The following is a 25,262-nucleotide window of genomic DNA, read 5'->3' as shown; positions in this document are numbered from 1 at the left end:
CAGAAGGTTTTTATGACGACTCAAGCAAAGCAAAAACTCGCGGTGGCCGTGGCCGCCGCTCTGGCGGTCGGTGTGCTGGTGTATTTGGCGATGCCCGGCCTGTTCGGCAAGCGCACCCAGCAGAGCACCAACGACGCGTTCGTTTCTGCCGACTTCACTTTGGTGGTGCCGCGTGTGGCGGGGTTCATCAAGGAAGTGCTGGTGGAAGACAACCAGCAGGTCAAGGCCGGGCAGTTGCTGGCGCTGATCGATGACCGCGACCTGCGCGCCGCCGCCGAAGCCGCCGATGCGCACACCGTGGTCGCCCGCGCTCAATTGCAAAACGCCAAGGCCACGCTGGAGCGGCAGACCTCGGTGATCGCTCAGGCGCAGGCGTCGGTGGTTTCGGCCAAGGCTGAAATGGCCTTCGCCCAGCAGGAACTGAACCGCTACAACCACTTGGCCGGCGTCGGTGCCGGCACCGTGCAGAACGCGCAACAGGCGCGCACCCGGATTGATCAGGCTTCTGCGCGGCTGGACACGGCCACGGCAAAACTGGCCGCGGAACGCAAACAGGTCGAGATTCTGACGGCGCAGCGCGATGCCGCCGAAGGCAGTCTGAAACAGGCACAGGCGGCGCTGGAAATCGCCAGTTTCGAGCTGTCCTATACGCGCATCACCGCGCCTCAGGACGGCATGATCGGCGAACGCGCCGTGCGGGTGGGCGCCTACGTGACACCGGGCAGCAAACTGCTGGCGGTGGTGCCGTTGAAGCAGGCTTATGTGGTCGCCAACTTCCAGGAAACCCAGCTCACCGACGTACAGCCCGGACAAGACGTGCAAGTGCGGGTCGACAGCCTCGGCGGAGAAGCCCTGAGCGGTCGCGTCGAAAGCATCGCCCCGGCCACCGGCGTGACCTTTGCCGCTGTCAAACCGGACAACGCCACCGGCAACTTCACCAAAGTCGTGCAGCGGATTCCGGTGAAAATCCTGCTGGAACCGGGCCAGCCGCTGGCCGAGCGCCTGCGCGTGGGGATGTCGGTGGAGGCGAGCATTGATACCAAAAGCTCGGCGACGTCGGTGCGTGAGGTGACGCAGCGATGAAGCGCTTTCAATCTCTGACGGTTGTTCTCAGTCTGTCGGCGTTGGCGGCGTGCACCGTCGGCCCGGACTTTCAGAAGCCCGAAGCCACGCAGATTGCCGACTGGGCCAAGCCCGCCAAATCCGCACCAAGCCAGGCCGTCAGCGAACCCCTGAACGAGCGTTGGTGGGAGGTTTTTCACGACGCGCAACTCTCAGCCCTGACCCAGCGCGCCGTGAGCAGCAACCTCGACCTGCAACTGGCCAGCAGCCGCCTGCAACAAAGCCGCGCCGCCCGCCAGGTAATCACCGCCGATCGTTATCCGACCACCGCTGCCACTGGCAGTTATGCCCGCAAACGCAACAGCGGCGAAGGCTTGAACGACCCGTCCGGGCACAACGGCGATTCCGCTTTCAACCTGTGGGACGCCGGTTTCTCCGCCTCTTGGGAACTGGACTTCTGGGGCCGTGTGCGTCGGGAAGCCGAAGCGGCGGATGCCAATCTCGAAGTCGCGGAAAACGACCGTCGCGGCGTGTTGCTGGCGGTGCTCGCGGACACCGCGCAGAACTACATTCAGTTGCGCGGCGTGCAGAACACCCGCGCCGTCACCGAGCAGAACCTCGATGTCGCGCGGCACAGCCTGAAACTCTCGCAACTGCGCCTCAACGACGGCGTGGCCACCGATCTAGACGTGGCCGAAGCGGCCGCGCAAGTGGCGGCCATCGAATCGCGGCTGCCGGCGCTGGAGCAGCGTCAGGCGCAACTGATCAACGCCATCAGCCTGTTGATGGGCGAACCACCGCAAGCCCTGAGTAAAGAGTTATCCACAGACGCGCCGGTGCCACAGTCGCCGCTGGAAGTCGCCATCGGCCTGCCGTCGCAACTGGCCGAACGCCGTCCGGACATCCGCCAGGCCGAAGCCCGGTTGCACGCCGCCACCGCCAATATCGGCGTGGCCAAGGGGGATTTCTATCCGCGCATCACTCTGTCCGGCAATCTCGGCTCGCAAGCCATGCAGCTCAGCGATTTCGGCTCCTGGGGCTCACGCGCCTTCGGCATCGGTCCGCAATTCAGCTTGCCGCTGTTCGACGGCGGTCGCTTGCGTGGCGTGCTGCAACTGCGCGAAGCCCAGCAGCAGGAAGCCGCCATCGGTTATCAACAGACCGTTCTGCGCGCCTGGCACGAAATCGACGACCAGTTGACCGCCTACAACGCCAGCCAGCGCCGCCGCGACAGCCTCGCCGAAGCCGTGCGCCAGAACCAGATCGCCCTGCGCACCGCACAACAGCAATACGTCGAAGGCGTGGTCGACTTCGTCAACGTCCTGACCGTGCAAAGCGCACTGCTCGCAACCCAGGAACAATGGGTGGAAAGCTCCACCGGCGTTTCACTGGCGATGGTCGGGTTGTACCGGGCGTTGGGCGGGGGATGGGAGTCGGTGTATCCGGTGGGGGAGATGGCGCAGCGTTGATTCTCGCACTTGAATGATGGCCTTTCGCTTGACGCTAACCCCCGCTGTCGTAGACTCCGAGCATCCGTCAGGGAGTAACGGTTATGCGGCGTTTTCGTGGTTGGGTTGTCGGATTGACCTTAGTAACGTGTGCAGTTCAGGCTCAAACGCCCGCGCCAGACGATCCGCTGCAGGATAGTGGCGGGGCGGCCAATGCGTCGGCCAGCAGCGAAGCACGGGGTGTTTTGCGGGCTCGGGATCAGGCGACGCTCGCCAGTGAGTTGTCCGGGCGGATTGTCGAGTTGCCGTTCAGCGAGGGCGAGCCGTTCAAGAAGGGCGATACCCTGGCGCGGTTCGACTGTTCGGCCTATCAGGCCCAGTTGAATGCCGCGCAAGCCGCCAGTCGTGGCGCCGGTGAAGAACTGGCGCACAACCGGCAACTGGCGGCGCTCAATTCCGTCGGGCGTTTCGAGGTGGCCCGGGCCGAGGCCAAGGTCAGCGAAACTCAGGCGCAATCTCAGGTTTATCAAGTTCAGGTCAAACGCTGCAGCGTGGTTGCACCGTTCGACGGGCAAGTGGTCGAGCGCAAGGTGCAACGCTACGAAAGCGTGTCGGCCGGGGCTCCGCTGCTCGATGTGGTCGACAACCGCACGCTGGAAATCCATCTGCTGGTGCCCTCGCGCTGGATGGCCAGGCTAAAGCCCGGCCAGACGTTCAGCTTCGTCCCCGATGAGACCGGCCAGCCAATCGACGCCACGGTCAAACGCCTTGGCGCGCGGATCGATGAAGGCAGTCAGACCCTGTTGCTGGTCGCCACACTTCCCGAAGCCAAAGGCCTGCTCGCCGGCATGAGCGGCACCGCGCGTTTTCCGGAGCTTAAGTGAACGCCCCGGTGAGCGGCGCCGCCGAGCAGGTGTTCGCGCGGTTTCTCGATCTCGAACGGCAGACCCGCGCCGCCCGCGATGCGTCGCAACTGGCCTACAGCCTGGTCAATGATGGGCAGTCGCTGTTCGGTTATCGCCATGCGGCATTGCTGATCGCCGGCAAGGTGCAGGCCGTGACCGGCGTCAGCGCGGTGGAACCGAACGCGCCGTTCGTGGCGTTCGTCGAGCAGGCGGTGGCGCAGTTGTTCAAGCAGGATGTGTTGAAGGTTGCGCGGGTGATCGCGCCTGAGCTTGTGGGCGAATCGATTCAGGCCGACTGGCGCAGCCTGTCCGCCGCTCAGGTGTTCTGGCTGCCACTGATCGACCGCGAGGGCGAGGTGTTCGGCGGTTTGTGGCTGGCCCGCGACGTGCCGTGGAATCCATCCGAACAAGTGCTGCTGTCGCAACTGGGCGACACCTACAGCCACGCCTGGTTGGCGCTGCAACCGCGCAAGCCGTGGCGGCTGCGCTGGACCCGCAAACGCCAGGTGGCGCTGGTCGCGGTGTTGTTGCTTGGCCTGTTGATCCCGGTGCGCCAGTCGGTGCTGGCCCCGGCCGAAGTGGTGCCGCAGGGCGGTCGTGTGGTGGCGGCGCCGGTGGACGGGGTGATCGCCGAGTTTCTGGTCAAACCCAATCAAACCGTGAAAAGCGGCGACCTGTTGCTGCGCTTCGAAAGCACCACCCTCAAGGCCCAGGCCGATGTTGCCGAACGGGCGCTTGGGGTAGCCGAAGCTGAACTCAAAGCCAACTCCCAACGCTCGTTCGCCGACGCTGAATCCAGTTCACGGGTGGATCTGCTGGCCGCCCGCGTCGAGCAAAAACGCGCCGAGCGTGACTACGCTCGCGAACTGCTCAACCGCAGCGAAGTGCGTGCCGAGCGCGACGGCATTGCGGTGTTCGCCGACGCCGAGCGCTGGACCGGCAAACCGGTGCAGACCGGTGAGCGATTGATGGAAATCGCCGACCCAAACCAGGCCGAACTGCGCATCGAACTGGCGGTAGGCGATGCGATTTCGCTGGAGCCGGGCGCCGACATTGCGCTGTTCCTCGACAGCGATCCGCTGCAACGCCATGTCGCCAGACTTGAGCGTTCGGCTTATGAGGCGCAGCCCACCGCCGGCGGCCAACTGGCCTATCGGCTGGATGCGAATTTCACCGAGGTACCGCCGCGTATCGGTCTGCGCGGCACGGCAAAGATATTCGGCGACCGCGCGCCTCTGGCGCTGTATCTGCTGCGCCGCCCGCTGGCCGGTCTACGCCAGAGCGTAGGCCTGTAAATGAACCTGCCGAGCCTGCGTGCCGACCTGCAACTGTCGCCCGCGGCGCCGGCACTGGACGGCTCGCCGCGCTGGACCCTGGCCGACCCGGTGCGCGGGCGCTATTTCAAACTCGGCACGGCGGCGATGCGCCTGTTGCGCCACTGGTCGTTGGGCGATCCCGAGCAAGTGCTGCGCGCCGCCAACCGCGAACCCGGCTTGCCGCTGGACGGCGTCGAGCTGGAGCAATTGCTGACGTTTCTGCGCGGGCATGACCTGATCAGCGCCCTCGACGATCAGCAACGCGCCAGTTACCAGCTCAAGGCCCTCGCGCAACGCCAGAGCCTGTGGAAAATCCTGCTGCATCAATACCTGTTTTTCCGCATTCCACTGTGGCGACCGGATGCGTTTCTCAATCGGGCGTGGCCGTGGCTGGAGCGCTTCGGGCCAAGGGTGCTGCGCTTCGGCTTGCCGGCGACGCTGGCGCTCGGGGTGTTTCTGGTCTCGCGGGACTGGCAGCGATTTGTCGGCACCTTTCCGCACCTGTTCAGCCTCGGCGGGGCGATTTCATTCGGTGTGGCGCTGTTCTTCGCCAAGCTCTGCCATGAGTTCGGCCACGCGTTCATGGCCAAGCGCGCCGGGTGTCGGGTGCAGAGCATGGGCGTGGCGTTCATGGTCTTGCTGCCGATGTTCTACACCGACGTCAGCGATGCCTGGCGGGTCAATGACCGACGTGCGCGGCTGCTGATCGGCGCTGGCGGGGTGATGGCGGAATTGCTGCTGGCGTGCATCGCGTTGCTGATCTGGTCGCTGCTGCCCGACGGCCCGGCGCGCACGGCGGCGTTCATGCTCGCCAGTGCAACCTGGATCACCACGCTGGTGGTCAATCTCAACCCGTTCATGCGCTTCGATGGCTACTTTCTGCTCAGCGATTTGTGGGAGGTCGACAACCTTCAGGGCCGGGCCTTTGCCTTTTGCCGCTGGCGCCTGCGTGAATTCTTGTTCGGCTATGGCGCACCGGCGCCAGAGCCTTGGTCGCCGGCGATGCAACGGCGTTTGCTGATCTGGGGGTATGGCTCATGGTTATGGCGTGCGGCATTGTTTTTCGGGATCGCGCTGGCGGTCTATCACCTGTTCTTCAAGGTGTTGGGGATCTTCCTGATGCTGGTGGAACTGGTGTGGTTCATTTTTTTGCCGATCATGAGTGAGTGGCGCCAGTGGTGGAGCCGCCGCGAACAGGCGCATGGCCCCCGTGTGCTGCTCAGCAGCCTGGCGGTGCTGGGTCTGCTGCTGGTGCTGATCGTGCCGTGGCGCAGCGCGGTCGAACTGCCGACGATGCTTGAGGGCGGTCGAGCCAGTGCGTTGCACGCGCCGGTGGCGGCGCGGGTCAAAACGGTGAAGGTCACGGACGGCCAGAAGGTCGCTCAGGGCGACGTGCTGATCGAGCTTGAGTCGCCGGACCTTGATTCGCGGCAGGCGATCGTCCGCCGGGAAATCCAGATTCAACAGTTGCTGATGCGCCGTCAGGCCGGTCGCAGCGAAACGGCTGCCGACGCCGGCATCGTCGAGCAACGCCTCGCCGAAGCCGTGGCGGAATACCGTGGCCTGAGCGCCCGCCGCGAACGCCTGCTGCTGCGTGCGCCCCATGCCGGCACCGTGCGTGATTTGCTACCGAACCTGACACCGGGCCGCTGGCTGTCGAGCAAGGATGCGCTGGCGCGGGTGGTCGAGGACGGTTCGCGCCTGCGTGGTTATGTCGCCGAAGCTGAACTGTGGCGGGTCAAACCGGGCGCAACCGGGCGCTTTATCGCCGATGATCCGATGCACCCGGCGATCACAGTGAAACTCGATGAAATCGATACCAATGGCGTGGCCTATGTCGATCAGGAAGCGCTGACGTCCGATCACCACGGGCCGATTGCCGTGCGCCGCGATCAACAGCAACGGGCGGAACCGGTGCAGGCGCAATACGGCGCGCGATTGACTACGCTGGATCAGCCACCGACGCCGGTGCAACCGTTGCGCGGTGTGGTGGTGTTGCAGGGCAGTGGCGAGTCGGTGCTCGGCGTGGCCTGGCGTCGGTTGGCGGCGCTGGGGGTCAGGGAAAGCGGTTTCTAGGGAGCGTGAACATGGCGGACAACGCAGCAGTGTCGGCAGACGGATTGGTGGTGCGGCCTTCACGAGCCACCGACGGACCGTTTTTGCAAAGCCTCTATCAGTCGGCGCGCCCGGATCTGCAATGGATCGACGGCGAGCAGGAAGTGGTGCAGCACGTGGTCGCGCAGCAATTTCAGGTGCAGGAGCAGGGTGTGGGTGAAAACCATCCCAATGCCATGCACTACGTCGTGGAAAAGCTCGGCACGGCTATCGGCGCGTTGAGCACTGACTTCGGCCCCAACGAAATCCGCGTGTTGTACATCGCCTTCATCCCCCAGGCCCGGGGCAAGGGTTACGGCCGTGCGGTGTTGCAAGGCGTGCAAAAGGCCGCGCAACAAGTCCGCTGCCCGGTGACGACGGTGGTCTGGGCCAACAATCCCCATGCACGCCAGCATTACCTGGCGCTGGGCTTTGCGGTGGAAGAGCGCAATCCGGCGGCGGAGCGGTTGGTGTGGTATCCGCAGTGAGCCCGGGAACTCAGTTGAAGGAAATACAGAAGTAGCCCAACTGCGGATCCCGCCCCATCGCCGGCACCCGCGACACAAAAATGTCCTCTACCCGTCCGAGTTCCGGCAGCTCCAGTGCGCACAAGCCGTCGACAAACTCGGTCGGCACCAGGCTGTTGAATTCGAGGCAGAAGGGCATGCGTTCGCTGAAGCGGGTTTTCGCCGCAGGGACTTCTTCGAGGTATTCGATCTGAATCGGCAGCGCTGTGCCGTCCGGCAGGTGCAGCGTGTGTTGTTGTCCCAGCAATGCCTGGGCGTGTTGGATCTGAACCGCTTGCAGCATGGTCTGACTCCAGTGACGAGAGAAACGGCCGGGGGCCCGAAGCCCCCGGCAGTTGTTCAGTTGCGCGAAGGGAAGAGGCCGTTCAGGGCAACGCTGAAGTTGAGGACCAGGAAGGGGTTCATGATGCCCAGCGGCTGACTGCCGCCAGTGGAGGAAATGTCCCCGGTGACGGTGGTGGTCAGGCCCTGGATTGGAACCGGCGTGGCGCCTTGGGCGTCGGAGTAGATATTCGCCGAGCCTGGGCCGCCACCGGAGGCGCCGATGTAGGAGTTGGTGGCGGTTGGCGTGGTCGCCGGATTGCTCGCGGGTACGGCCAGTTTCAAGGCCGTATTGGCGGTGAGACCGGTCATGGCGTGCGTATGATTGGGCATGTTGGCAATGGTGGCGGTGACACTCTCGGTGCCGGACACTTCACCGATGACACGCGGCGTCAGCCCCAGCCCGGCCCCCTGAGCGACCATCGTGCGCCCTTGCAGATTGGGCAACTGAAAGTTGGTCGTGCCATTACCGCCGTAGTAGGTACCCAGCAAGGCAAACAACGCCTGGTATTGCGAGATGCCCAGGATTTGTCCATTACACAAGGCCCAGCCGCTGGGAGCGAAGTTGAAGGCGAACGGTTGAATCGTACCCATAAAGACTTCCATGGTTCCTCATCCTTCTGTTATGTGGTCGGCGCGCCGCGCGGTAGCCTCTACTGCCGGGCAGGTCGAAACGCTTTACTGACTCCTTCCATTTGCGCGGGCAGGTCACGCCAAGCCGTAGCGTAGACCCGGATCGACGGACTTGCCGGACGTCGTCGTGGCCGCGCGTCGGCTTCAGCTCTGGCCTACAGTGTGCGCAATGAATGGCGCTGTTTTTTTACTCGGAATACCGTAAGGGAAGGTTGATGGAAGCGCGTCGCGAGACTCCGCTGGGGGATACCCAGGACCCGTTTGCCGCACCGAATGCCGGTGTCCGGCGTTTGCTGCGCTGGGCTCGCCAGCAGTGGCTGATACCGATTTTGCTGTTGGCGACGGTCGTGCGTTTTTATGACCTGACCGCTGCCGCGATCTGGGGCGACGAAGGCTCCAGCCTGCTGCTGGCGAACTATTCGCTGGGCGGCATCTGGGAGCATGCGGCGTTCGATGTGCATCCGCCGTTTTACTTCATGCTGCTGCATGGCTGGATCGGGTTGTTCGGCGACGGCATCCTGTCGATCCGCAGCCTCAGCGCCCTGGCCGGCATCGCCACGGTCGGGCTGGGTGTTTGCCTGGTCGACCGTCTGGCCACCCGCCGCGCCGCGATCATCGCCGGGGTGCTGCTGGCGCTGCTGCCGACAGCGGTGCGCTACAGCCAGGAAGTGCGCATGTACTCACTGCTCGGCCTGCTGCTGATCGGCACCACCCTGGCGTTGATCTGCTGGATCAGGCGCCCGCAGCGTCGCCGGTATCTGCTGATCTATGCGCTGCTGATGACCGCCGCGCTGTACACCCATTATTTCGCCGTGCTGGCGGCGCTGAGCCACTGGCTATATCTGGGGCTGATCCGCTTGCTGCCGGGTTATCGCCTGCGGCATCTCCAGCGCAAGGACTGGTGGCTGGCCAACCTGGCCATTGTCGTGCTCTACCTGCCGTGGCTGCCGAACCTGCTCGGTCTGATGCAACACATGGAAGAGCTCAAGGCCGGTGGCGATGTCGGCTGGGAAGATCCGGTGACCCTGTCTTCCCTGCCGTCGATGATCTGGCTGTGGTTGATCCAGAACGATGGTGACCATCTTCCGCTGTTGCTGTTCGGCGGTGTGCCGCTGGCCTTGCTGGTGCTGGCGGGCGTGGCCGTTGCCCGCGACCGCAGTGTGAATCATGGCAGTGTGCTGCTGGCGCTCTACACCGGTGTGCCGTTGTTGCTGGTGTTCGCGGTGTCTTTCATCAGCCCGGTGTTTATCGAACGTTATCTGACAGCCTATGCGCTGGGATTGCCGATGTTGGCGGGGCTGGCCATCGATCGTTTGTACAGCCATGTTCGTGTGCTCGCGATAGCGGTGCTGGTATCGCTGATCGGGGTCGAGATGATCGGGGTGAACACCAACGCCACGGTCGATCCGAACGACCAGTTCAATGTCATGGTCGATCACATCAACCGCCACTTCGTCAGCGGCGACCGGATCGTCACCAGCGACATGCTCTGGTACTTGAGCTACGTCTACTACAACCGCACGGATGCCCAGATCCGCTTGTATACACCGCCCGCCGCCGATGGCCGTTCGACGCGTCCGAACCACTATGGTTTCGGCACGCTGGTGTCCGATGAGGTCTATCTGGATCGGCTGGGGGATCTGCCGAAGGACAGCGCTCGAGTCTGGCTGGTCGGTGATCTGGACGTGGATGTACCCGATCCATTCGTACCCTTGCCGCCGACCTGGGAATTGCGTGATCAGACCCATGCCGGTGGAGCGAAAGCGCGACTTTTTTCGTTGAAAACAGCGCAAGGAACAGAAGCCAGATGACTTAAACGCTTCACCTTTTTATTCGCGATAAAAACGGATTTTAATAATCCGTTTTGCTCTATTTTGATATCAAAACACTACTAGTCGAAAGGGTATTGTTGGACTACGCTCGTCGGACAAAGGGACTTACAAATACGGTGAAGGGATGCAGCAGTTCCACTTTATCTCCGGCTTGCCGCGCTCGGGCTCGACCCTGCTTTCTGCGATCCTTCTGCAGAATCCGCGCTTTCATGCCGGCATGACCAGCCCGGTCGGCGCACTGTTCTCCGGTGTCCTTGAACAATGCAGCGCCGGCAGCGAATTCGGCGCGGTGATCGACACCGAGATGCGCCGTCGCCTGCTGCGCGGGCTCTTCGATTCCTACTACGCCGACAAGGCCGACAAACCGGTGGTGTTCGACACCAATCGGCAGTGGAGCTCACGCCTGCCGGCCATCAGCGACCTGTTTCCCAAAGCGAAAGTCATTGCCTGCGTGCGCAACGTTGCCTGGGTGATGGACAGCCTGGAACGGCTGTACCGCGCCAATCCCTATGAAAACACCAAGCTGTTCGGCGATGCCGTCGAGCGCAACACGGTCTACAGCCGCTGCGAAACCCTGGCCCAGCGCAACCGTCTGGTGGGATTCGCCTGGGCAGCGCTCAAGGAAGCCTATTACGGCGAGCACGCCGATTCGCTGCTGATCGTCGATTACGACTTGTTGACCCAAGCCCCGGAGCGCGTGCTGCGGCTGGTCTACGACTTCATTGGCGAACCCTGGTTCGAACACGATTTCGAACACCTGGCCTATGACGCGCCAGAGTTCGACCAGGCCCTTGGCGTGGCCGGCCTGCACAAGGTCAAACCCAAGGTCGCCCTGCAGTCCCGGCGCACGATTCTGCCGCCGGACCTGTTCAAGCAATACGCCGATTTGTCCTTTTGGCTCGATGGCTCAGCCAGCGCTGCCAATGTCATTCGTATGAAGTCCGACGCCGCGATCAGCTGATCGCGGCGTTTTTCATTGATGCGTTACAACTGTTCGAGTCCGGGTGAGCAACATGTGGTGGAGCAAGCAAAAGTCGCGGGTAACCGAAGGGCAACGGACGCTGGCTGCGCCGCTGATCATGTCGCTGGAACCGCGCATGCTGTTCGACGGTGCCGTCGCGGCCACTGTCGCTGATACAGCCGCCCAGGCCGACAGCCACCCCACCGCCGATGCAGCCAAGGCGCCGACGGCCGATCATCCGGTCGCCAGCAAGGACACCCACGGCCAGGCCGATGCCACGCCTGCCGCCAGCCCTGTCGCGGTACCGGGCCAGAGCGTGGTGTTCGTCGATGCCCGGGTCAAGGATGCCGACAGCCTGCTCAAAGGCGTCGCTCCCGGCACGCAAGTGGTCAAGCTCGATGCCAGCAAGGATGGTTTGCAGCAGATCGCCGATTATCTCGACCAGCACTCGGGCGTCAGCTCGGTGCAGATCATCGCCCACGGCAACGCCGGTGACCTGTGGCTCGGCAACAGTTACCTGTCGGCGGACAACGTCGCGCAGCGCAGCGCGGTATTGGCGGAAATCGGCAAGGACATGAACGTCGGCGGCGACATCCTCATTTACGGCTGCTACACCGCCGAGGGTGACCGAGGCCTGAGCTTCGTCGACTCGCTGGCGCAATTGACCGGCCGCGACGTGGCGGCATCGAACAACCGCACCGGTGTGGGCGGCGACTGGGATCTGGAAATCGCCACGGGCAAGATCGAGAGCGCCAACGTGCTGTCGACCCTGTCGATGAGCGAATACCAGTGGGGCCTCGCCACCTGGACCGCCACCAACAACGCGAACACCGGGGTCGGCTCGCTGCGAGCAGCTTTGGCCTCGGCGCAGAACGGCGACATCGTGACCTTCGGCACCAGCATGACGGTGCAGCTCACTTCGGAATTGTTGATCAACAAGAACATCACGGTCGATGGCGACCTGAACAACGACGGTGTCGCCGACGTCACGCTCGATGGCCAGTACAAGACCCGGGTGGTGGAAATCACCTCCGGCAGTACGGTAACGCTCGATGGCCTGGTCATTACCCGGGGCCTGGTCTCGGGTAACGGCGGCAATGGCGGCTACGGCGCAACCGGCGCCATGGGCGGCGGGATTTTCAACGCCGGCATCCTGACCCTGAATAACGTTTCGGTCACGGGTAACGCGGCGGCCGGCGGTGGTGGCGGCGGCGGTGTCACGGGCGCCAACTACGGCGGCGGTGGTGGCGGTGGCGGTGGCCTAGGCGGTCAGGGCGGCGGCCATGGCGGCACGGCCGGGCCAGGCACCGGTACGCTGGGCGGCCAGGCCGGCAGTGGCGGTGTCGGCGGCTACGGCGGTGGCTATGACGCAACGCACATGGGCGGACGCGGCGGCTCGACCACCGGCGGCGCCGGCGGTGTGGGCGTGTCCTATTACAGTAACGGCGGCAACGGCGGCACAGCCAACAACGGCACCATTTCCATTGGCGGCGGCGGTGGCGGCTCCGGTTGGGACAAGGTCGGCGGCGTCGGCGGCAACGCGGCCGGCGGCATTTACAACGCCTCGACCGGCACCCTGAAAATCGTCGGCACCTCGGTCATCAGCAACAACATCGGTGCAGGCGGCGGGGGTGGTGGCGGCAGCGGCCAGGGCAGCAACAACCTGAACGGCGGCGACGGCGGTCGGGGTGTCGGTGCGATCTGGAACCAGGGCGGCACGGTACTGATCACCGCCGCCAACTTCAGCGCCATCAGCGGCAACGCGGCCGGCAGCGGCGCCGGCGGTACGGAACTGGGCGGCGGCGTGACGGGCTCTGTACCGTTGGCCTTCGCGGCGATCTACAACAATGGCGGCACGCTCAATACCGCCTATGTGGAACCACCGACCGCGACCATCGTGATGTCGGACACAGCCCTGAAAATCGGCGAGACCTCGCTGGTGACCATCACCTTCAGCCGGGCAGTCACCGGGTTTACCAACGCCGACCTGACCATCGCCAACGGCACGCTGACATCGGTCAGCAGCAGCGACGGCGGTCTGACCTGGACCGCGACCTTCACGCCAACCAACAACATTACCGACAGCACCAACCTGATCACCCTCGACAACACCGGGGTGACCGCGATCAGCGACGGCGTGGCGGGCGTCGGCACGACCAATTCCGTCAACTACGCGATCGATACCGCACGGCCGACCGTGACCATCGTGATGTCCGATACGGCATTGAAGATCGGCGATACGTCGCTGGTGACCTTCACTTTCAGCGAAGCGGTGACCGGTTTCACCAACGCCGACCTGACTATCGCCAACGGCACATTGACGGCGGTGAGCAGCAGCGACGGTGGCATCACCTGGACCGGAACATTTACCCCGAGCGCCAGCATCACCGACACCACCAACCTTATCTCCCTGGACAACACCGGTATTGCTGACCTTGCCGGCAACGCCGGCAGCGGCACGACGGATTCGGCCAATTATGTGATCGATACCGTGCGGCCGACGGCGACCATTGTCGTTGCCGACACCAATCTGGCGGCGGGTGAAACCTCGCTGGTGACCATTACCTTCAGCGAAGCGGTCAGCGGCTTCACCACCGCCGACATGACGGTGGCCAACGGCACCCTGAGCGGTCTGAGCAGCAGTGACGGCGGCATTACCTGGACCGCCACGCTGACGCCGACCGGCAGCATCACCGACACCACCAACCTGATCACCCTGGATAACACCGGGGTCGTCGATCTGGCCGGCAACGCCGGCAGCGGCTCCACCAACTCGAACAACTACGCCATCGACACCGCGCGGCCGACCGCGACCATCGTGGTGGCTGACAACGCTCTGAAAATCGGCGAAACCTCGCTGGTGACCATCACTTTCAGCGAAGCGGTGACCGGTTTCACCAACGCTGATCTGACCATCGCCAATGGCACGTTGACGGCGGTCAGCAGCAGCGATGGCGGCATCACCTGGACGGCAACGTTCACGCCGACCGCCAGCATCACTGACGCGACCAACCTGATCACCCTGAACAACACCGGCATCGCTGACCTGAACGGCAACGCCGGCAGCGGCACGACCGATTCAAACAATTACGCGATCGACACCCAGCGTCCTACCGCGACCATCGTGGTGGCTGACAACGCTCTGAAAATCGGCGAAACCTCGCTGGTAACCATCACCTTCAGCGAAGCGGTGACCGGTTTCACCAACGCCGACCTGACCATCGCCAACGGCACGTTGTCGGCCGTCAGCAGCAGCGACGGCGGCATTACCTGGACCGCGACGTTCACCCCGAGCGCCAACATCACCGATGCCACCAACCTGATTACGCTGGATAACACCGGCATCGCTGACCTGGCCGGTAACGCCGGCAGCGGCACCGTCGATTCCAACAACTACGCCATCGATACCCAGCGTCCGACCGCGACCATTGTGGTCGCTGACAGCAACCTCACGGCCGGTGAAACCTCGCTGGTGACCATCACGTTCAGTGAAGCGGTGAGCGGTTTCACCAACGCCGACCTGACGATTGCCAACGGTACGCTGACTGCCGTGAGCAGCAGCGACGGCGGCATCACCTGGACAGCAACGTTCACGCCGAACGTGGGCATCAACGACGCGACCAACCTGATTGCGCTGGCCAACACCGGCATCGCCGACCTGGCGGGAAACGCCGGCAGCGGCACGACCAACTCCAACAACTACACCATCGACACCGTGGTGCCGACCGCGACCGTCATCATTGCCGACAACTCGCTGAAAATCGGCGAGACCTCGCTGGTGACCATCACATTCAGCGAGGCGGTCACTGGTTTCACCAACGCCGACCTGACCATCGCCAACGGTACGTTGACGGCGGTCAGCAGCAGCGACGGCGGCATCACCTGGACGGCAACGTTCACGCCGACCAGCAACATCAACGACGCCACCAACCTGATCGTCCTGGACAATACCGGCGTACAGAACCTGTCGGGCAACGCGGGTAGCGGCACCACCGATTCGAACAATTACGCGATCGATACCGTGCGTCCGACCGCCACCATTGTGGTCGCCGACACCGCGCTCGGCATCGGCCAGACCAGCCTGGTGACCATCACCTTCAGCGAAGCGGTGACCGGTTTCACCAACGCCGACCTGACCATCGCCAACGGTACGCTGAGTGCGGTGAGCAGCAGCGATGGCGGCATTACCTGGACTGCAACGTTCACGCCGGCGGCCGGTATCACCGACACCACCAACATCATCACACTCGACAACACCGGCATCGCCGATCTGGCGGGCAACGCCGGCAGCGGTACCACCGATTCCAACAACTATGCGATCGACAGCCAGCGCCCGACCGCGACCATCGTGCTTTCCGACAGCAACCTCAGCGCCGGTGAAACCTCGCTGGTGACCATCACGTTCAGCGAAGCGGTGAGCGGTTTCACCAACGCCGACCTGACGATTGCCAACGGTACGCTGACGGCCGTGAGCAGTAGCGACGGCGGCATCACCTGGACGGCGACGTTCACCCCGAACGTGGGCGTCAACGACGCCACCAACGTGATCGCCCTGGCCAACGCCGGGGTCGCCGACCTGGCCGGCAACGCCGGCAGCGGAACCACCAGCTCGGCCAATTACACCATCGACACCGTGCTGCCGACCGCGACCATCATCGTGGCCGACCCCAGTCTGAAGATCGGCGAGACCTCGCTGGTGACCATTACCTTCAGCGAGGCGGTGACCGGTTTCACCAACGCCGACCTGACGATTGCCAACGGCACGTTGTCGGCCGTCAGCAGCAGCGACGGCGGCATCACCTGGACGGCCACCTTCACGCCGACCACCAACATCACCGATGCCACCAACCTGATTACGCTGGACAACTCCGGTGTTCAAAACCTGTCGGGCAATGCCGGCAGCGGCACCACCGATTCGAACAATTATTCGATCGATACGGTGCGCCCGACCGCCACTATCGTAGTGGCTGACACCGCACTCGGCGTCGGCCAGACCAGTCTGGTGACCATTACCTTCAGCGAAGCGGTGACCGGTTTCACCAATGCCGACCTGACCATCGACAACGGCACGCTGAGTGCGGTGAGCAGCAGCGATGGCGGCATCACCTGGACGGCCACCTTTACCCCGGCGGCCGGTATCACCGACACCACCAACATCATCACGCTGGACAACACCGGCATCGCCGACCTTGCGGGCAACGCCGGCAGTGGCACCACCGACTCCAACAACTACGCGGTCGACAGTCAGCGCCCGACCGCGACCATTGTCATGAGCGACTCCAGCCTGCGGCCGGGTGAAACGTCGCTGGTGACCATCACGTTCAGCGAGGCGGTGACCGGATTCGACAATTCCGACCTGAGCGTCGCCAACGGCACGTTGAGCAACGTCAGCAGCAGCGACGGCGGCATCACCTGGACGGCCACGTTCACGCCAAACATCGGTGTGACCGACCTCACCAACCTGATTGTCCTGAACAACACCGGCATCACCGACCTGGCCGGCAACACCGGCACTGGCACCACCAGTTCGGCCAACTACCAGGTGCAGACCCTGGTGCCGACCGCCACCATCGTGGTTGCCGACACTTCGCTCAAGGCCGGGGAAACCTCGTTGGTGACCATCACCTTCAGCGAAGCGGTGAGCGGTTTCGACAACAGTGACCTGACCATCGCCAACGGCACATTGAGCAATGTCAGCAGCAGCGACGGCGGTATTACCTGGACCGCGACCTTCACGCCGACGGCCAATATCTCTGACGCCACCAACCTGATCACCCTGAACAACGCCGGGGTGGCCAACCTGTCGGGCAACAGTGGCATCGGCAACACCGATTCCAACAACTTCGTCATCGACACCGCGCTGCCGACCGCCACCATCGTGGTCGCCGACAACCGGCTGGGCATCGGTGAAACCACCACCGTGACCATCACCTTCAGCGAAGCGGTGAGCGGTTTCGACCTGTCCGACATCAGCGTCGCCAACGGTGCGCTGTCGAACCTGACCAGCAGCGACGGCGGCGTGACCTGGACGGCGACCTTCACGCCAACAGCCGGCGTCAACGACGCGACCAACCTGATCCTGATCGACACCGCAGGTGTCCAGGATCTGGCCGGCAACCTTGGCGCGAGCATCGCCATCTCCAATAACTACATCCTCGATGCGACCCGGCCGACGGTGAACATCGTGGTCGCCAACCCGCATCTGGGCATCGGTCAGAGCACCACGGTGACCTTCACCTTCAGCGAGGCGGTGAGCAATTTCGACCTGTCCGACCTGAGCGTGACCAACGGTGACCTGAGCAACCTGACCAGCAGCGATGGCGGCAAGACCTGGACCGCGACCTTCACGCCGACCGCGAATGTCACCGACCCAAGCAATTTCATTGCCCTGGACACCAGCAACGTCACCGACCTGGCGGGCAACGTCGGCAGCACGGTGGCGGTGTCGAACAACTATGCCCTCGACAGTGAGCGGCCGACCGCCACGGTAGTGGTCGCCAACCCGAATCTGGGCGTCGGCCAGACGTCGCAGGTGATCATCACCTTCAACGAAGCGGTGACCGGTTTCGACCTGTCGGATCTCAGCGTGGCCAACGGCACCTTGTCCAACCTGAGCAGCAGCGACGGCGGCAAGACCTGGACCGCGACCCTGACGCCGAACGCCAACGTCAACAGCGCCAGCAATGCGATCAGCATCAACAGTGCCGGGGTCAGCGATCTGTCCGGAAACAGCGGCAGTGGTGTCAGCAGTTCCGGCAACTACGTGATCAATACAGTGCCGGCAGTGTCACCGACTTCACCGTCAGTCGTGGTGACGCCGGATCCGGAGTTCCGCAGCAGCGATCCGGTCGTGCAGCCGCCACCGCCGAACGTCCCGCTGCAACCGATCGTCTTCATGCCGCCCACCGGCAACCTCGGTTCACCGCTGACTTTCGCACCGTTGTTCGAACAGCGGGTGATCGGCGACGGCATCCGTCCGCTGGGCGATATTTTCATCAACCAAGGTGCGTTGAGCCCGAGTTTCATTGCCCAGGTCTTCACCAGCAGCGACAGCGGCGGTGACGGTTCCGGCCATGGCTTCCTCGGATTCGGCGGCGGCGATGGCGGGGTATTTGGCAGCAGCACGCTGTCGAGTCTGTTCAATCAGGACAGCGCCGCCGAGCGGGGTTCGCTGAACGCTTTCGACAGCCACTCGATCCGGGGCGGCGACGTGTCCCAAGGCCTGCGCGGTGTGTTCGGCGCGCCGACCCTGGGCCAGCAACTGCAACAGATCAAGGACAGCGAGCAGCACCGGGTCGACAACCTGGCGGCGGCTCTGCAACAGGTCGGCATCAGCGAAATGCCGGCCTGACAACACACAACAACTCAATATGTGCGGGACCTAGGGGCGATCCAGGGATGAAGAAAAGTCAGAAGTTGTTCGGCGCCAGCCTGCTGGCGCTGGCGATCAGCGGATGTGCAGTCACCAGTGAACCGATCGAACGCAGCGTCAGTGAGCAACGGGCCCGAGCCGACCTGCAAACCATGTACAAGGGCCAGGAACCGCTGCGCGGTCCGCTGACCCTGCACCAGGCCATGGCCCGCGCCGTGAAGTACAACCTTGAAGGGCGCTTGAAAATCATGGAGGAAGCGCTGGCCAAACGGCAGCTCGACCTTGCCAGTTTCGACATGCTGCCGCGCATGGCGCTGGACGCCGGTTACGTCGGGCGCAACAACGTCAGCGCTTCCAGCAGCCAGAGCGTACGCACCGGCACCCAGTCTCTGGAACCGTCGACCTCCCAGGACCGCGACCGCAACGTCGCGGACCTGACCATGGTCTGGAACGTTCTCGATTTTGGTGTCAGCTACATCAACGCCAAACAACAGGGCGACCAGCGTCTGATCGTTCAGGAACGTCGGCGCAAGGTGATCAACACCATTGTTCAGGATGTGCGCTCGGCCTATTGGCGGGCGATGGCGGCCGAACGTCTGCTCAAGCAGATCGACAGCCTGATGGCGCGGGTCGACGCTGCCCGGCGCAACAGCGAAAGCATGAGCGAGCAGCGTATCGGCGATCCGGTGCAGTCCCTCGGTTATCAACGTTCGCTGATCGAAGCCACCCGACAGCTGGAAGAGCAGCGCCGTGCGCTGTCGCTGGCGAAAACCGAACTGGCGACCCTGATCAACCTGCCGATGGGCACCAACCTGACGCTGGCCACCGACGACGGATATCAGATCCCGGAACTCAAGGTCGATATCGCCAAACTGGAACAGGAAGCCCTGACCAGCCGTCCGGAACTGCGTGAGCAGGATTACCAGACCCGAATCAGCGCCGCCGAAACCCGCAAGGCGATGTTGCGCATGCTGCCGGGCCTGGAGTTTTCCGCCGGCGGGCACTACGACAGCAACTCGTTCCTGGTGAACGACCGCTGGGCCGACTATGGCGTGAAAGTGACCTGGAACCTGTTCAACGTGATCTCCGCCCCGGCGGCCATCGACGTGGCCAAGGCCGGCGAAGAAGTTGCCACCGCACGCCGTCAGGCCATGTCGATTGCAGTGCTGGCGCAGTTGTACGTGGCCAACGCCAACTATCAGGAGGCGCTGCGTCAGTTCAAGACCAACCAGCAACTGTCGGACATCGACGGGCAAATCGTCGGTCAGCTGCGCAACCGTCATCAGGCGGCGGGCATCGGCGAACTGGATCTGATTCAGGGCGAACTGAACAACCTGCAAGCGGATTTGCGTCGCGACCTGTCCTACGCCGATCTGCGCAATGCCTATGGCCAGATCTTCGCCAGTGCCGGGCTCGATCCGTTACCGGATCAGGTGCAGTCGACCGAAGTGCAGTCGATCGCCACGGCGCTGGCCAACCGCGAAGCGGCGTGGGCGTCGGGGGATATTTCGGTGCCGGTGGCCCATGCCTCTGCGAAGTGATGTGCTGGCGCCGACCGCCAGCATCAGCCGTGCACAACGCGAGGCCCGCAATGGCCATCGCGGCACGGCCGTCTTGCTGACCGGTTTGCCGGCGGCGGGCAAATCGACCCTGGCTCAGGCGCTGCATGCCGAACTCTTCGAACGAGGTCTGCAAAGTGTGGTGCTCGACGGCGATGGTTTGCGCGTCGGGCTCAACCGCGATCTGGGATTCACCGATGCCGACCGCCTGGAAAACATCCGTCGGGCCAGTGAACTGGCGGCGCTGCTGGTGGAGAACGGGCAGATCGTGATTCTGGCGATGATCGCGCCACTGGTGGAGTTGCGTGACGTGTTCGCTCAACGCCTGGGCGATGACTATCGCGAAGTCTGGTGCAGCGCCGCGCTGGCGGTGTGCGAACAGCGCGATCCGAAAGGGCATTACGCCCGGGCGCGACGCGGCGAGCTGGCCGGGTTTACCGGCGTGTCGGCACCTTACGAGCCACCGGCCCAGGCGTCGCTGGTACTCGATACCGGGTCGCTGACAGTCGAGGCCTGCCTTGACCGCTTGCTGACCTGGCTCGGCGAATCCGCGGTGTTGCCCAGGACATGAGCCGGCCGGCGTTTTCGCGGCTGCCGGTGACGGTGGAGCTGCCGTTGCTGTTGCAGGCGCTGGCGGCGATTGAAAACGATGCCTGGCGCGGGCATTTCAACACGGCCTATTTCGCGGGCGACTGGAGCGGCGTGGCGCTGATTTCCGCTGCCGATGCGCTGACTGAACTGTCCCCAGGAACCGCCGAACCTGTACAGCGTGTGCCATGGCTGAAGGACCGCCGCTGGCAGCAGGCGTTGCGTGATCTGCCGCTGGATATCGTCAGTGCCCGGCTGCTGCGGCTGGGGCCGGGTGGTCAGATTCACGAGCATCGCGACTACGACCTCGAAGGACCTGACGCGGATTTCCGATTGCATATTCCGCTGCTCAGCCCACCTGCCGTGGACTTCTGGCTCGACGGTCTGCGCATGCCGATGTCGGCGGGCGAGTGCTGGTTTCTCGACCTTGCGCGGCCGCATCGGGTCGACAATCGCGACAGTACGGCGCGCATTCATCTGGTACTCGATTGCCGTCCCGACGTCTGGCTGGAGCAGATGATTGCCGAGGGTTTACCGAACACGCCGCAGCCTGATGCCGAAGACTCGGCGTTGCAGCGGTTTCATCGTCTGCTGGCCGTGGATCCTTCGTTGTCGGCGACCTTGCAGGCACTGCACGACCCCGAAGTGTTCATCAGCCAGACACTGGCATTGGCCGCCGAGCGCGGCTTGTCATTCTCCCGGGAAGAGCTGGAGGCGGCGATGCGCAAGGGGCGCCGGTCATGGAACGAACAATGGCGAGCCTGAATTTCGACGGCTGGCTACCGATTCGCATCTGGAAAGACGCCAGCCAATGGCAGGTGGACTGGTGCTGGTTTGGCGATACGCCGCTGCATCAGCCGTTTTTTCGCGATGCGGTGGAAGAAGCGCTGCGGCTGCCGTTCAATCAGGCGTTTCGCCGGCAAACACCCTTATCGGCACTCACGGATTGGCAGGCGCTCAGTCCTGGCCTGGCGCCGAGCGCCTTCATCCTGCACGCCTCGCGTTGCGGATCGACGCTGATCAGCCAGATGTTCGCCCGCCTCGACGATCACATCGTGATCTCGGAACCGCCGCCCCTCGATGCCTTGCTACGCAGTGATCTACCGGCCGTCGAACGCCGTGCGGCCATCGCCGGGTTGCTCTCGGCCTACGGTCAGCGCCGGCGCGGTGTGGAGCAACGGCTGGTGATCAAGCTCGACGCCTGGAACATCGGTGAATGGCCTCTGCTTCACGAATGCTTCTCCGATACGCCTTGGTTGTTCGTCTACCGCGATCCGCTGGAAATCGCCGTTTCGCATCTGCGGCGCCCGGGCATGCACATGGTGCCCGGCATGCTCGGCGAGTGCGTGCTGGACGACAACTTGCCATTCGAAGGGCGTGAGGATTTCATCGCCCGGAGGCTGGGACGCCTGCTGGAGGCGGGGCGCTTGCACTGCGCTGATTTCGGCGGGCTGGCAGTGAATTACAACGAGTTGCCCGAGGCGATGACGGGGCGGTTGGCAAGGTTTTTCAGGTTGAACGTCACGCAACGTGAACAGGCTCTGGCAGGCTCGGCACAACATGCGAAACAGCCGTCACAGGCGTTTGTCGCCGATGGCGAAAGCAAACGCCGTGAAGCTTCCACGCTGTTGCAGACGCAAGTGGAACGTTGTGCCCGGGCGCCCTACGAAGCGCTTGAGCGCCTGCGCGCGCTCACGATTTCGCCGACAGATCCGCCATCCCCTTGAGCAATTCGATCGGCAACGGAAAGACGATGGTCGAGCTCTTGTCGCCGGCAATCGAACTCAGGGTCTGCATGTAACGCAACTGCATGGCGCCTGGCTGGCGCCCGAGCATTTCGGCGGCCTGCATGAGTTTTTCCGAGGCCTGCAATTCACCTTCGGCGTGGATCACCTTGGCTCGCCGTTCCCGTTCGGCTTCGGCCTGTTTGGCGATGGCGCGCACCATCGACTCGTTGAGGTCGACGTGTTTGATCTCGACATTGGCGACCTTGATGCCCCAGGCGTCGGTCTGGGCGTCGAGCACTTGCTGGATGTCGATGTTCAGGCGTTCGCGTTCGGCCAGCAGTTCGTCCAGTTCATGTTTGCCGAGCACCGCACGCAGGGTGGTCTGGGCCAGTTGGCTGGTGGCCATGAGGAAGTCCTCGACCTGGATGATCGCTTTCTGTGGGTCGAGCACGCGGAAATACAGCACCGCGTTGACCTTGACCGAGACGTTGTCGCGGGTGATCACGTCCTGCGGCGGCACGTCGAGAACAATGGTGCGCAGATCGACCCGGACCATTTGCTGCACCACCGGAATCAACAGGATCAGCCCCGGTCCCTTGACCTGCCAGAAGCGCCCGAGCTGGAACACCACGCCGCGTTCGTATTCACGCAGGATGCGGAACGTCGAGCCGGCCAGGGCAATGAGCAACAGCAGCAGCGCGACAAAACCGATTTGCAGACCCATGATCACTCTCCGAGCGGTGCCGCGTCAGCCGCGGCCACTTGCAGCAACAAGCCCTTGCGCCCGACCACCCGCACCGGTTGCCCGGTGTGCAGTGGCGTCGCGCTCAGAACTTGCCAGCGTTCTCCCTGTAATTGCACCCAGCCGTTGCGAGCGTCCTGCGGCTGCACGACCGTCACGGCCGTTACGCTGCCAAGCAGGCCCGCGTCGCCGCTGACCGGATGGCGCGGTCGAGTCTTCAAAGCGCGGATCAGTAGCGCAATCAGCAGCAGGGCGCTGACCAGCCCGAGGCCGATCATCATCGGCACCGGCAGTTCGGCGTTGCCCAGGATCAGCGCGCCGATCACGAACATGACGATGCCGCCCAGGCCGATCACGCCGTAGTTGGGCAGCGCGGCTTCGGCGATCAGGAACGCGATGCCCAAGGTGATCAGCCACAGGCCGATGGGGTCGACAGCGTGCAGCGGGGTGTCCACAGCCAGGGCCGATCCGCTCAGCAGCATCAACAGGACAAACGCACAGCGACGGGTGTTCACGTGACCCTCCGGGAGAGTCAGGGGTTCTCTTTACAGTCTAGTTGAGCCTGGAGCTGGATGAATTTTGATCAAATTGCCCGTGTCGCCAGTGGGCGGAATTCCCTTCACTCGCAGCGTGCCCGACTAGACTTTCAAGGACAGGAACAATGTTCATCACCGCCCGCCGCGCAGCGTCGGCGGGCACCGAGGTGCATCATGCGTATGGCAAGAAAAGTGCAAAGCAGCCTGACCCGGGCGCAATGCGAATATGACGTCCTCTCCCATCCGCACTCGAGCAGCAGCCTTGAAACGGCGCGGGTTTCGGGGATTCCGGCGGATAGAGTGGCCAAATCGGTGATCCTCGACGACCACCACGGGCATTACCTGATGGCCGTGCTGCCCGCCAGCCGCCATCTGGACCTGAGCAAAGTGCGCACCAGCGGCGAGTGGCAGATCACCCGCGAAAGCACCCTGGCGCACCTGTTCGACGATTGCGAGCGCGGCGCGGTGCCGCCGCTGGGCGACTCCTACGGGCTGGACATGGTCATCGACCCGTTGTTGACCCGGCAAAAAGACATTTACCTGGAGGCCGGCAACCACAACAACCTGCTGCACATGAGCATGCCCGAGTTCCTGAAAATGGTGCCCCATGCCCAGGTGCGGGAGTTGAGTCAGTAGGTTTTTGTTAGCGTCTGCGCCGACGCCAATCGCGAGCAGGCCCGGTCCCACAGGTTCTGCAATGAATCTGTGGCAATGTGGCTTGCTCGCGAAATGTTTGCATCCACTGAATCTTCGAAGGAGTAGAACAATGGAAAATCCGACGCACAGCCTCCCGTCCCTGTTCAAACAGCTCGGACTGCCCAACGACCCGGTCAGCATCGACCAGTTCATCGCCACCCATTCCCCGCTCAAGCCCGAACTGCACCTGTGCGACGCGTTTTTCTGGACCAAGAGCCAGGCGGATTTCCTGCGGGACGAGATTCTCGATGATGCGGATTGGGCGGAGGTGGTGGATCAGTTGGATGTGATGTTGAGGAAGGGGCGGGCGGGGTAGCAGTCACCGTGGTAACGGCCATAATCGAGCGGTATGGACCAGTGCCAGAATCCAGGCTGCATCGTGTTCCAATTGATAAACGAGCCGATAGCTTTGGTGTGGAATGACTTCTCGCGTGCCGGCAATGATACCGACTGGGCCAATTTCCGGATTCTGAGAAATTCGGGAAACCGCTTCGCTGAAGCGGTTATCCATATCTACAGCGGCTTTTGGGTTTACGGAGTGAAGATAATCCCAAATTTTTTCACGATCCTTTTTGGCGGTTTTCGTCCAGATAATCCTCATTCTTGATTGTCTGCCCGCCTGCGCCTTGCGGCGAATTCTGCTTCTACTTCTTCATTCGACAAGCCATCCCCGTCGCGTATAGAGGCTCGTGCGATATCTACCTTCCGCTGCAGAAACGCCTCGTACTCGCGAGCCTCACGTTGAGTCTGGACGAAGTGCCGCATCATTTCTCTTACGATTTGCGAGGCAGGGCGATGCGTTGCTTCAGCTTCGGCCATGAATTGCTCACGCAACTCCGGCTCCAGCTTCATTGTGAAAACGGCTTGTTTTGACATGCTCAACTCCTTCGAAAGGGGGTTCGTACTGAAAAGGTATATACATTGTAAGTTCCTAATTAGGAAC

The 25,262-nt window shown here is 63.1% G+C and carries 21 protein-coding genes; 15 read left to right on the top strand and 6 right to left on the bottom strand.

The annotated features are described in order from the left end of the window. Positions 1-12 precede the first annotated feature (12 nt). From AC1RR7_RS14090 to AC1RR7_RS14065, 6 genes are all read left to right on the top strand, one after another. Entirely contained in the window at positions 13-1,083 is a 1,071-nt protein-coding gene (locus AC1RR7_RS14090; protein WP_192559439.1) for an HlyD family secretion protein, read from the top strand. Then, complete coding sequence (locus AC1RR7_RS14085) at positions 1,080-2,531, top strand: efflux transporter outer membrane subunit (RefSeq protein ID WP_493157749.1); 1,452 nt, start codon at positions 1,080-1,082, stop codon at positions 2,529-2,531. The genes AC1RR7_RS14090 and AC1RR7_RS14085 overlap by 4 nt, the downstream gene beginning before the upstream one ends. Positions 2,532-2,614: 83 nt before the next feature. Further along, positions 2,615-3,394: an efflux RND transporter periplasmic adaptor subunit gene (locus AC1RR7_RS14080; RefSeq protein ID WP_493157747.1), complete on the top strand. Its 780-nt coding sequence runs from the start codon at positions 2,615-2,617 to the stop codon at positions 3,392-3,394. Beyond that, positions 3,391-4,710 carry an efflux RND transporter periplasmic adaptor subunit gene (locus AC1RR7_RS14075; RefSeq protein ID WP_493157745.1) on the top strand — a complete coding sequence of 440 codons (1,320 nt, stop codon included), beginning with the start codon at positions 3,391-3,393 and terminating at the stop codon, positions 4,708-4,710. The genes AC1RR7_RS14080 and AC1RR7_RS14075 overlap by 4 nt, the downstream gene beginning before the upstream one ends. Beyond that, on the top strand, positions 4,711-6,807 hold the full coding sequence (locus AC1RR7_RS14070) for a site-2 protease family protein (protein WP_493065921.1): 2,097 nt from the start codon (positions 4,711-4,713) through the stop codon (positions 6,805-6,807). Positions 6,808-6,818: 11 nt separating this feature from the next. Further along, positions 6,819-7,313: a GNAT family N-acetyltransferase gene (locus AC1RR7_RS14065; protein WP_273536316.1), complete on the top strand. Its 495-nt coding sequence runs from the start codon at positions 6,819-6,821 to the stop codon at positions 7,311-7,313. A 10-nt stretch (positions 7,314-7,323) separates the two neighbouring features. Here the strand turns inward: AC1RR7_RS14065 and AC1RR7_RS14060 are convergent, their stop codons facing one another. Together AC1RR7_RS14060 and AC1RR7_RS14055 are read right to left on the bottom strand one after the other, a co-directional pair. After that, positions 7,324-7,635 (bottom strand): DUF6916 family protein, encoded by a 312-nt coding sequence (locus tag AC1RR7_RS14060; protein ID WP_096823021.1) that lies wholly within the window; start codon positions 7,633-7,635, stop codon positions 7,324-7,326. A gap of 56 nt (positions 7,636-7,691) precedes the next feature. Further along, the gene (locus AC1RR7_RS14055; protein ID WP_102620539.1) at positions 7,692-8,279 is read right to left on the bottom strand and encodes a phage tail protein; all 588 of its coding nucleotides are present in this window, start codon (positions 8,277-8,279) and stop codon (positions 7,692-7,694) included. 242 nt (positions 8,280-8,521) lie between these two features. Here AC1RR7_RS14055 and AC1RR7_RS14050 point away from each other — a divergent pair, with 242 nt between their 5' ends. The 7 genes from AC1RR7_RS14050 (at position 8,522) to AC1RR7_RS14020 (ending at position 22,345) form a co-directional block, all read left to right on the top strand. Further along, complete coding sequence (locus AC1RR7_RS14050; RefSeq protein WP_493157742.1) at positions 8,522-10,117, top strand: glycosyltransferase family 39 protein; 1,596 nt, start codon at positions 8,522-8,524, stop codon at positions 10,115-10,117. Positions 10,118-10,262: 145 nt separating this feature from the next. Next, a complete protein-coding gene (locus AC1RR7_RS14045) occupies positions 10,263-11,099 on the top strand; it encodes a sulfotransferase family protein (protein ID WP_282188249.1) in 837 nt (278 codons plus the stop codon). A 52-nt stretch (positions 11,100-11,151) separates the two neighbouring features. After that, entirely contained in the window at positions 11,152-18,450 is a 7,299-nt protein-coding gene (locus AC1RR7_RS14040; RefSeq protein WP_493157739.1) for an Ig-like domain-containing protein, read from the top strand. A 47-nt stretch (positions 18,451-18,497) separates the two neighbouring features. Beyond that, positions 18,498-20,012 carry a TolC family protein gene (locus AC1RR7_RS14035; protein WP_457381759.1) on the top strand — a complete coding sequence of 505 codons (1,515 nt, stop codon included), beginning with the start codon at positions 18,498-18,500 and terminating at the stop codon, positions 20,010-20,012. Beyond that, positions 19,996-20,601 (top strand): adenylyl-sulfate kinase, encoded by a 606-nt coding sequence (gene cysC, locus AC1RR7_RS14030; RefSeq protein ID WP_493157737.1) that lies wholly within the window; start codon positions 19,996-19,998, stop codon positions 20,599-20,601. The genes AC1RR7_RS14035 and cysC overlap by 17 nt, the downstream gene beginning before the upstream one ends. Then, positions 20,598-21,383, top strand: coding sequence for an aspartyl/asparaginyl beta-hydroxylase domain-containing protein (locus AC1RR7_RS14025; protein WP_493157735.1), 786 nt, complete (start codon positions 20,598-20,600; stop codon positions 21,381-21,383). The genes cysC and AC1RR7_RS14025 overlap by 4 nt, the downstream gene beginning before the upstream one ends. Beyond that, entirely contained in the window at positions 21,371-22,345 is a 975-nt protein-coding gene (locus tag AC1RR7_RS14020) for a sulfotransferase family protein (RefSeq protein ID WP_493157776.1), read from the top strand. Before AC1RR7_RS14025 ends, AC1RR7_RS14020 begins: the two co-directional genes overlap by 13 nt. Here AC1RR7_RS14020 and AC1RR7_RS14015 read toward each other — a convergent pair. Both AC1RR7_RS14015 and AC1RR7_RS14010 read right to left on the bottom strand, forming a co-directional pair. After that, on the bottom strand, positions 22,311-23,069 hold the full coding sequence (locus AC1RR7_RS14015; RefSeq protein WP_007957673.1) for a slipin family protein: 759 nt from the start codon (positions 23,067-23,069) through the stop codon (positions 22,311-22,313). The genes AC1RR7_RS14020 and AC1RR7_RS14015 overlap by 35 nt on opposite strands. Before the next feature lie 2 nt (positions 23,070-23,071). After that, entirely contained in the window at positions 23,072-23,602 is a 531-nt protein-coding gene (locus AC1RR7_RS14010) for an NfeD family protein (RefSeq protein ID WP_096821839.1), read from the bottom strand. A gap of 195 nt (positions 23,603-23,797) precedes the next feature. Between AC1RR7_RS14010 and AC1RR7_RS14005 the strand changes: the two genes are divergently transcribed. Together AC1RR7_RS14005 and AC1RR7_RS14000 are read left to right on the top strand one after the other, a co-directional pair. Beyond that, positions 23,798-24,259, top strand: coding sequence for an aminoacyl-tRNA deacylase (locus AC1RR7_RS14005; protein ID WP_102620548.1), 462 nt, complete (start codon positions 23,798-23,800; stop codon positions 24,257-24,259). 130 nt (positions 24,260-24,389) lie between these two features. Then, the gene (locus tag AC1RR7_RS14000; protein ID WP_085712632.1) at positions 24,390-24,635 is read left to right on the top strand and encodes a DUF2789 domain-containing protein; all 246 of its coding nucleotides are present in this window, start codon (positions 24,390-24,392) and stop codon (positions 24,633-24,635) included. Positions 24,636-24,638: 3 nt separating this feature from the next. Here the strand turns inward: AC1RR7_RS14000 and AC1RR7_RS13995 are convergent, their stop codons facing one another. Then, complete coding sequence (locus AC1RR7_RS13995) at positions 24,639-24,920, bottom strand: type II toxin-antitoxin system RelE/ParE family toxin (RefSeq protein ID WP_096821842.1); 282 nt, start codon at positions 24,918-24,920, stop codon at positions 24,639-24,641. Beyond that, positions 24,917-25,195: an antitoxin of toxin-antitoxin stability system gene (locus AC1RR7_RS13990; RefSeq protein WP_096821982.1), complete on the bottom strand. Its 279-nt coding sequence runs from the start codon at positions 25,193-25,195 to the stop codon at positions 24,917-24,919. The genes AC1RR7_RS13995 and AC1RR7_RS13990 overlap by 4 nt, the downstream gene beginning before the upstream one ends. Between the last annotated feature and the right edge of the window lie 67 nt (positions 25,196-25,262).

The sequence above is a fragment of the Pseudomonas sp. GW821-FHT11G12 genome (assembly GCF_058808055.1).
This window is presented reverse-complemented; position numbering and strand designations above follow the sequence as displayed.

Excerpts from the sequence above, each read along its gene's own strand:
- AC1RR7_RS14090 (WP_192559439.1), top strand. The coding sequence starts at position 13 with ATGACGACTCAAGCAAAGCAAAAACTCGCGGTGGCCGTGGCCGCCGCT.
- AC1RR7_RS14085 (WP_493157749.1), top strand. The coding sequence starts at position 1,080 with ATGAAGCGCTTTCAATCTCTGACGGTTGTTCTCAGTCTGTCGGCGTTG.
- AC1RR7_RS14080 (WP_493157747.1), top strand. The coding sequence starts at position 2,615 with ATGCGGCGTTTTCGTGGTTGGGTTGTCGGATTGACCTTAGTAACGTGT.
- AC1RR7_RS14070 (WP_493065921.1), top strand. The coding sequence starts at position 4,711 with ATGAACCTGCCGAGCCTGCGTGCCGACCTGCAACTGTCGCCCGCGGCG.
- AC1RR7_RS14065 (WP_273536316.1), top strand. The coding sequence starts at position 6,819 with ATGGCGGACAACGCAGCAGTGTCGGCAGACGGATTGGTGGTGCGGCCT.
- AC1RR7_RS14060 (WP_096823021.1), bottom strand. The coding sequence starts at position 7,635 with ATGCTGCAAGCGGTTCAGATCCAACACGCCCAGGCATTGCTGGGACAA.
- AC1RR7_RS14055 (WP_102620539.1), bottom strand. The coding sequence starts at position 8,279 with ATGGAAGTCTTTATGGGTACGATTCAACCGTTCGCCTTCAACTTCGCT.
- AC1RR7_RS14050 (WP_493157742.1), top strand. The coding sequence starts at position 8,522 with ATGGAAGCGCGTCGCGAGACTCCGCTGGGGGATACCCAGGACCCGTTT.
- AC1RR7_RS14045 (WP_282188249.1), top strand. The coding sequence starts at position 10,263 with ATGCAGCAGTTCCACTTTATCTCCGGCTTGCCGCGCTCGGGCTCGACC.
- AC1RR7_RS14040 (WP_493157739.1), top strand. The coding sequence starts at position 11,152 with ATGTGGTGGAGCAAGCAAAAGTCGCGGGTAACCGAAGGGCAACGGACG.
- AC1RR7_RS14035 (WP_457381759.1), top strand. The coding sequence starts at position 18,498 with ATGAAGAAAAGTCAGAAGTTGTTCGGCGCCAGCCTGCTGGCGCTGGCG.
- cysC (WP_493157737.1), top strand. The coding sequence starts at position 19,996 with ATGCCTCTGCGAAGTGATGTGCTGGCGCCGACCGCCAGCATCAGCCGT.
- AC1RR7_RS14025 (WP_493157735.1), top strand. The coding sequence starts at position 20,598 with ATGAGCCGGCCGGCGTTTTCGCGGCTGCCGGTGACGGTGGAGCTGCCG.
- AC1RR7_RS14020 (WP_493157776.1), top strand. The coding sequence starts at position 21,371 with ATGGCGAGCCTGAATTTCGACGGCTGGCTACCGATTCGCATCTGGAAA.
- AC1RR7_RS14015 (WP_007957673.1), bottom strand. The coding sequence starts at position 23,069 with ATGGGTCTGCAAATCGGTTTTGTCGCGCTGCTGCTGTTGCTCATTGCC.
- AC1RR7_RS14005 (WP_102620548.1), top strand. The coding sequence starts at position 23,798 with ATGCGTATGGCAAGAAAAGTGCAAAGCAGCCTGACCCGGGCGCAATGC.
- AC1RR7_RS14000 (WP_085712632.1), top strand. The coding sequence starts at position 24,390 with ATGGAAAATCCGACGCACAGCCTCCCGTCCCTGTTCAAACAGCTCGGA.
- AC1RR7_RS13995 (WP_096821842.1), bottom strand. The coding sequence starts at position 24,920 with ATGAGGATTATCTGGACGAAAACCGCCAAAAAGGATCGTGAAAAAATT.
- AC1RR7_RS13990 (WP_096821982.1), bottom strand. The coding sequence starts at position 25,195 with ATGTCAAAACAAGCCGTTTTCACAATGAAGCTGGAGCCGGAGTTGCGT.